The organism is Mesorhizobium sp., from assembly GCF_004962925.1.
Taxonomy (GTDB): Bacteria; Pseudomonadota; Alphaproteobacteria; order Rhizobiales; family Rhizobiaceae; genus Mesorhizobium.
Map to the genome: position 1 here is coordinate 1 of NZ_SUEO01000286.1, position 6,694 is coordinate 6,694.

Annotated in this window: 6 protein-coding genes and 1 pseudogene; 4 read left to right on the forward strand and 3 right to left on the reverse strand. The window is 60.8% G+C overall.

The genetic code is table 11. The features are described 5' to 3' along the window. Window positions 1-157, forward strand: a pseudogene (locus tag E5W87_RS32735) (diacylglycerol kinase); the annotation flags it as partial. A 209-nt stretch (window positions 158-366) separates the two neighbouring features. On the opposite strand, the gene E5W87_RS32740 reads toward E5W87_RS32735, so the two are convergent. Beyond that, a complete protein-coding gene (locus E5W87_RS32740) occupies window positions 367-825 on the reverse strand; it encodes an NUDIX hydrolase (RefSeq protein WP_292407292.1) in 459 nt (152 codons plus the stop codon). Window positions 826-1,014: 189 nt separating this feature from the next. On the opposite strand from E5W87_RS32740, the gene E5W87_RS32745 reads away from it, so the two are divergent. The 3 genes from E5W87_RS32745 to E5W87_RS32755 are packed head-to-tail and all read left to right on the forward strand — an operon-like array spanning window position 1,015 to window position 5,401. Next, window positions 1,015-2,040, forward strand: coding sequence for an ABC transporter substrate-binding protein (locus E5W87_RS32745; RefSeq protein WP_292407295.1), 1,026 nt, complete (start codon window positions 1,015-1,017; stop codon window positions 2,038-2,040). A gap of 2 nt (window positions 2,041-2,042) precedes the next feature. After that, entirely contained in the window at window positions 2,043-4,325 is a 2,283-nt protein-coding gene (locus E5W87_RS32750) for an iron ABC transporter permease (RefSeq protein ID WP_292407298.1), read from the forward strand. After that, a complete protein-coding gene (locus E5W87_RS32755; RefSeq protein WP_292407300.1) occupies window positions 4,325-5,401 on the forward strand; it encodes an ABC transporter ATP-binding protein in 1,077 nt (358 codons plus the stop codon). The genes E5W87_RS32750 and E5W87_RS32755 overlap by 1 nt, the downstream gene beginning before the upstream one ends. Here the strand turns inward: E5W87_RS32755 and E5W87_RS32760 are convergent. Beyond that, the gene (locus E5W87_RS32760; protein WP_292407303.1) at window positions 5,391-6,185 is read right to left on the reverse strand and encodes an inositol monophosphatase family protein; all 795 of its coding nucleotides are present in this window, start codon (window positions 6,183-6,185) and stop codon (window positions 5,391-5,393) included. The genes E5W87_RS32755 and E5W87_RS32760 overlap by 11 nt on opposite strands. Before the next feature lie 373 nt (window positions 6,186-6,558). Beyond that, on the reverse strand, window positions 6,559-6,694 hold a 136-nt coding region (locus E5W87_RS32765), incomplete at its 5' end, for a Rieske 2Fe-2S domain-containing protein (RefSeq protein ID WP_292407304.1).

Here is a 6,694-nt window from a genome sequence, read left to right on the forward strand (position 1 = left end):
TCGGCGGCGGTCCACCGGTGTGGGACGCCTACGCGCGCTTCGTCAGCCACTGGGATGTCACCCGGCTGCCGTGTATGACGGGCCGGCGGACCGCTGGTTCGATGCAAGATGGCTTACGGGAGGTGGCGAGGTTGCCAGAAATCACCGCGACCATTGAAGGTTCGGCTCGTATCGATCTGGGATTATTGTATTGAGATCACCTCGCGACCCAAGTTCCGCACTGCACGCTTATGCAACTTTGAGTCTAGGCTGATTGGCGATGCCAAGTCCACCTAGCCATCTGCCGACGTTAGCGTAAAACTCGGCAGGGTGGGCCAGATACGGCATTCTCCGGACTTTCGCCCACAGATGTAGCCGAGGGCTGGCTCAGGGCACACGAGCCTGAGTCATCGATCTCACGAGACTGGCCAACTGCGGTTCATCGATCAGGGCCGCAGCGTCGGCCGGCGAGAGCCAGGCGCGTTGCCGGTGTGAACTCTCATTCCAGTCAGGCTCGACATCGACGACCGATAGCAGGTAAACCTTGACGGTCACACGCACGAAGTGGCCGGAAAGCCGCTTCCAATAGGCGTAGACGCCCAGTGGCTCCTTCAAAGCCTCGCCGACAACGCCAGCTTCTTCCCATGCTTCGGTGACTGCTGTCTTCTTTGCGCTCACACCCTTCATCGGCCAGCCTTTCGGCACGATGAAGCGGTTGGTCGTGGTGGAGGTGATCAGCATCACCTCTACGTTCCCGTGGCTGTCAAGCCGGAACGGAACTGCTGCAACCTGCCTGATCGGTTTGCCTTTCTTCGCCACGCGGACGATCCGCTTTTCCTTGACCATCAAATCCTGGATCTCATTGACGACGCGCCTGACGTAACATCGACGGTCCGTTGCGGAGGTATATGGGCAGGCCTGTTCCAGCCGCCACCGACTCGATTTGCAAATCGGCACAAAAGCTCCCAATCTGGTTGTCGCCGCAGCAAAGCTTGATACTTGTTAGACGGCGAAACAATGGGAGGAAATTCGCACATGAACAAGACCTATGTCCGTCTGGCGGCAACGGCTGTAATGCTCGTCTCTGCCGCCACCTCGGCTTACGCCGACAGCCTCACCCTCTATTGCGCCGCTGACGAGGCCTGGTGCCAGCAGATCAAGACTACCTTCGAGGAAAAGACCGGGATCACTGTCGACATGACCCGCAAGAGCTCCGGCGAGACATATGCCCAGTTGCGCGCCGAGGCCGGAAACCCGAAGGGCGACGTCTGGTGGGGCGGCACTGGCGATCCTCATCTCCAGGCCGCCGAGGAAGGACTGACTGAGGAATATACGTCCCCGCTGCGCGGCGAACTGCACGACTGGGCGATAAAACAGGCGGAAGCCGCCAACAACAAGACGATCGGCGTTTACTCCGGTGCGCTCGGCTTCGGCTACAACAAGGATCTGTTGGCTAAGAGCAACCTGCCGGAGCCGAAATGCTGGGCCGATCTGACCAAGCCGGAATACAAGGGCCACATCCAGATGGCCAACCCGAACTCATCGGGCACCGCCTATACGATGCTCGCCACGATGGTTCAGCTGATGGGCGAGGACAAGGGTTTTGAATACCTGAAGGCGCTCCACGCCAACATCAACCAGTACACCAAGTCCGGCTCCGCTCCGATTAAGGCCGCGGGTCTCGGCGAAACGACCATCGGCATCGTTTTCATGCATGACGCGGTGACGCAGACGGCAGCCGGCTTCCCGATCGTCACGGTGGCGCCTTGCGAAGGCACTGGCTATGAGATCGGCTCGATGTCGCTGATCAAGGGTGCCCGCAACCCGGAAGCAGCAAAGCAGTTCTACGACTGGGCGCTGACCGCCGAGATGCAGTCGAAGGCGAAGGACGTAAAGTCGTTTCAGTTGCCTTCGAATAAGAACGCCACCGCGTCCGAATTGTCGCCCGACCTGTCGACCATCAAGCTCATCGACTACGACTTCAAGAAGTATGGATCGAGCGCCGAGCGCAAGCGCCTGCTGCAGAAGTGGGATACGGAGGTCTCGATCCTGCCGCAGTAATCATGCGCGTCCGCACTGCCACGAGCGCGCTTCACCCGACCGTCGTCCTGTGGACGGCGGTCGGCTTGGTCGGCTATGCGCTGCTGCCTTGGTATGGGCTGGAAAGCAACTTCTTCACCTTGTCCTGGCTGGTGGACGGCTATCCGCTTGACGATGACGTCGCGCCGGCGCTTTTCCTTGTACTGCAAGGCGAGAAGCTCTGGCTCGCACCCCTCGGACCGCTGCTTCTCGCACCGCTCCTGCTATCGGGGCGGCGAAAGTCCGATCCTTTCTTTGGGTATTTGCTGATCGCCGTCGGCGCGACCGGCGTCGCCTACGTCCTGCTTCAAGGTTTCGGCATCGGTCTGCGCGGTTTCGAGTGGCCATGGCTGACCTGGTTCTTTGGCGAGCTTGACGACCGCCAGTTTGGCATGGGCTGGGGAGCACTGCTGGTAAGCGGCGCGTTCCTGTTCCTGTTCACGCTCGGGCTTGCGGCGCGCGGCGCGGTGGCCGGCGACGAATTCGTCGTTGGCTCGATCGGCTTCGTCGTCGCGGTGGTCGCCATCTTCATCTTCATGCCGATCGGTCAAATGCTGGGGAGCGCGCTGCTCACACAAGAAGGCGACTATTCGCTTCCCGTCTTTCTCGCGAAATTCTCCAGCGGCCGGCTCTGGAGTCTCGGCTGCCTCTCGGGCGGTCCGCGCTGCGGCGTCGCCTGGAACTCGCTCTTTCTCGCCATCCTCGTCGGCGCGATGACCACCGCACTCGGCCTTGTCTTCGCCCTGGTGGTGACCCGTACCGGCTTTCGCTACGGCGCGCTGTTGCGCGCTCTGACCGTGCTGCCGATCATCACACCACCCTTCGTCATCGGCCTCGCCATCATTCTTCTGTTCGGCCTCTCGGGCGCCATCAATCTGGGTTTCGCCGAGCTAATCGGCGTCCGCCCGACGCGATGGATCTATGGATTGCCTGGCCTGCTCATCGCCCAGGTGCTTGCCTTCACGCCGATCGCTTTTCTGGTGATGATCGGAGTGGTCGAGGGCGTCAGCCCCTCCATGGAGGAGGCTGCCCAGACCCTACGCGCCAATCGCTGGCAGACCTTCATCACAGTCTCCCTGCCTTTGATGCGGCCGGGTCTGGCCAATGCCTTTCTGCTCAGCTTTATCGAGAGCATGGCGGACTTCGGCAATCCGCTGGTGCTCGGCGGCAATTTCGATGTGCTGTCCACCGAGATCTTCTTCGCCATCGTCGGCGCACAATACGACCAGGCGCAGGCGGCGATCCTCGCCCTCGTGCTCCTATTCTTTACGCTCGGGGCTTTCTACGCCCAGCGATTCTGGCTCGGCAAAAAGTCCTACACCACCGTCTCCGGCAAAGGCGACGCCGGCGTCCACCCGCATCTGCCGGCAACATTCCGCAACCTCGTCTTCGGGGTGGCCGCCGTCTGGACGCTTTTTACCTTGCTGATTTATGTGACGATCTTCTACGGCAGCTTCGTCAAGCTGTGGGGCGTCGATTTCTCTCTGACCTTTGAACACTACGTGAAGGCGTTCTCCATCGGGTGGAACGAGTTCGGCATCCACTGGCGCGGCTCAGCCTGGAGTTCATTCTGGACGACTATGGAAATAGCGTTGATCTCCGCGCCGCTGACCGCGGCCATCGGACTTCTGACTGCCTATTTGCTCGTCCGCCAGAATTTTGCCGGCAAGGACACCTTCGAATTCGCAACGATGCTGTCCTTCGCTATTCCCGGCACTGTGATCGGCGTGTCCTATGTGATCGCCTTTAACGTGCCGCCGATCGAACTCACCGGCACCGGCATTATCCTGGTGCTCTCCTTCATCTTCCGCAACATGCCCGTCGGCGTCCGCGCCGGTGTCGCGTCGATGTCGCAGATCGACCGCAGCCTTGACGAGTCCTCCCTCACTCTCGGGGCTAACTCCTGGCAAACCTTCCGCAAGGTGGTGCTGCCGCTGCTGCGGCCGGCCATCCTCGCCGCGCTAGTTTATTCCTTCGTTCGCGCCATGACCGCCATCAGCGCCATTATCTTTCTGGTCAGCGCGCAGTACGACATGTCGACCAGCTACATCGTCGGCCGCGTCGAGAATAACGAATACGGTATCGCCATCGCTTATTCCGCCGTCCTGATCGGCGTCATGCTGGCGGTGATCGGTCTGATGCAGCTTGCGGTTGGCAGCCGCATGATCGGCCGGCGCGGTCTCGACGGCGATCTGGCGCAGTCGCGCACCAATGTCAGCCAGGCGGTCGTGGCGCGTCCACAGCCGGCGATCTCGGGAGGCGGATGATGGCCGAAATTCGCAGCAATGCCGCCTCAGTCGAATTCAGGAACGTCACCAAGATCTACGGCAATAGCAAGGCGCCCGCCGTCAACGACATCTCGCTGTTCATCGAGGCCGGGAAGCTGGTCACCCTCCTTGGACCGTCGGGCTGCGGCAAGACGACCACCTTGCGAATGATCGCTGGGCTGGAAATGGTAACGAGCGGCCAGATCCTGATCGGGGGCGCCGACGTCACCTGGTTGCCGGCTACTGATCGTGATGTGTCCATGGTGTTTCAATCCTATGCGCTTTTCCCACACATGACCGTGACCCAGAACGTCGAATACGGCCTGGGCTTTTCCGGCTTCGGCAGGAAGGAGACGGCCGAGAGGGCCAGAGCCGGGCTTGAGCTGGTCGGACTGTCCAGTTTCGGCGACCGCCTGCCGAGCCAGCTTTCGGGCGGACAGCAACAGCGTGTCGCGGTGGCGCGGGCGCTGGTTCTGGAGCCGCAGGTGCTGCTCTTCGACGAGCCTTTGTCGAACCTGGATGCCAAGCTCCGCCGGCGCGTGCGCGAGGAAATCCGCGAGATTCAGCAGAAACTCGGCCTGACGGTCGTCTATGTCACCCACGACCAGGAGGAAGCTCTCGCCGTCTCCGATCGCATCATTGTCATGAACAATGCGGTGATTGCTCAAGACGGCACGCCACGCGAGCTCTACGAGGAGCCCGCAAATGCTTTCGTGGCCGACTTCATCGGCGAAGCCAACATGTTCCAATGCGAGGTCGTGTCGGTCGAGGGCGACAGCGCCACCGTGCATCTGGGACCCGCCGTCCTGAAGCTGCCGGCTCGCGGCCTCAAACCGGGGCCAGCCAAGCTGGCAGCGCGGCCGAGCCGCCTCGAGATTGGCGAACCGAATGCTCCCGGCACTGTGCCCGGCACGCTTGAAAAAGTCACCTATGTCGGCAGCCACCTCGAATTCGTAGTCGCCACGGAATTCGGCGAAGTCTTCGTGATCTCGCCGGATGTCGATACGGCGCTTCGCGCCGGGCAGCCGGTGAGCATCGGCTTTCCCGAACGCGGACCCGTGCTGATCACAGACTGAACGCCTCTTTGCAAAGCGCGTGGACCTTGTCGAACACGCCCCTACCGCCCGCGATGACCAGTGTTCCTTCCTCCAGGACCGTTTTCGGATCGGGAGGGATGACCAATCCGCCGGCCTCTTCGACCAGAAGCATGCCGGCGAGGCAGTCCCAAGCGTTCATATGCTCCTCGACATAGGCGAGCAGCCTGCCCGACGCGACATAGGCAAGCATAAGCGCACCAGATGCATTGCGGAAAAAGACGCCGCCCTCCTGAAGCAGGAGATCGATCAGTTTGGCGACGGCACGAGCTTCACGACGATTGGAGAAGCCGGTTCCGACCGAGCCTTGCGTCAGGCTCGTCGTCGGGCTTGTATTGATGGGCCGGTCGTTGAGGAAAGCTCCGCCGCCGCGTCGTCCATAAAAAGTCTCGCCGGTAGACGGTTCATGGATGACGCCCACGACCGTCACACCCTCCTTGACGCAGGCGATGACGACGGTCCAGGCCGGGATGCCGCGCAGGAAGTTGGCGGTGCCGTCGATCGGATCTATCAGCCATGTGTAACCCGATCCGCCCGCGAGTGCGGCGTGTTCCTCTCCGATAACGCCATCTTCAGGATATTGCGTCGCAAGCTCCTGGCGGATGAACGTTTCGACATTCCGGTCGGCCTCGGAGACCAGGTCCTGATGACCCTTGCTCTCGATTGTGAGTGTATCCAGTTGCCGGAAATATTGCAGGCCGACCTCGCCGCCGCGCCGCGCCAGCGCAGTCGCAAACAGCATCCGCTCGTTATTGTCACCGGTCATGGGCACTCGCTCTGTGTTTGATCCACCTCTTGGTCAAAGCAGATGCGATCGCCTTACGCATATCAGGACCATGTCATTTGCGCAGTTAATTCTGTCATTGTTTCTGCTTCCATTCGAGCCAAGGCAGCTTTACCCGAACGGGAAGAATGGCACGCTCAAAGCGTCTGACCGTTTGCAATGAAGGAACATGGAGTTGATTAGGGTTCGACCTACGAATCCCTGGCAATGAGGGCATCCTTCGGGTCTGCGTCGAGCGGCTACCAAGCAGCATTTGCCTGCGCTGGACGGCCCGTTTACGACAACACATCAATAGAGGATAGCTTCATCACCGTTGCATCGCGGCCTCCAACCTTTAAGCGGGTATTGCCACGGGCTATTCCACCTCAGCCAATGGCGACACCGCCGGTCCGTTCAAAGCCGTGCCGTCGATAGCAAAATGCGAGCCATGGCAAGGGCAGTCCCAGCAGCGCTCGAGGGAGTTCCAGTGGACATGGCAGCCGACATGCGTG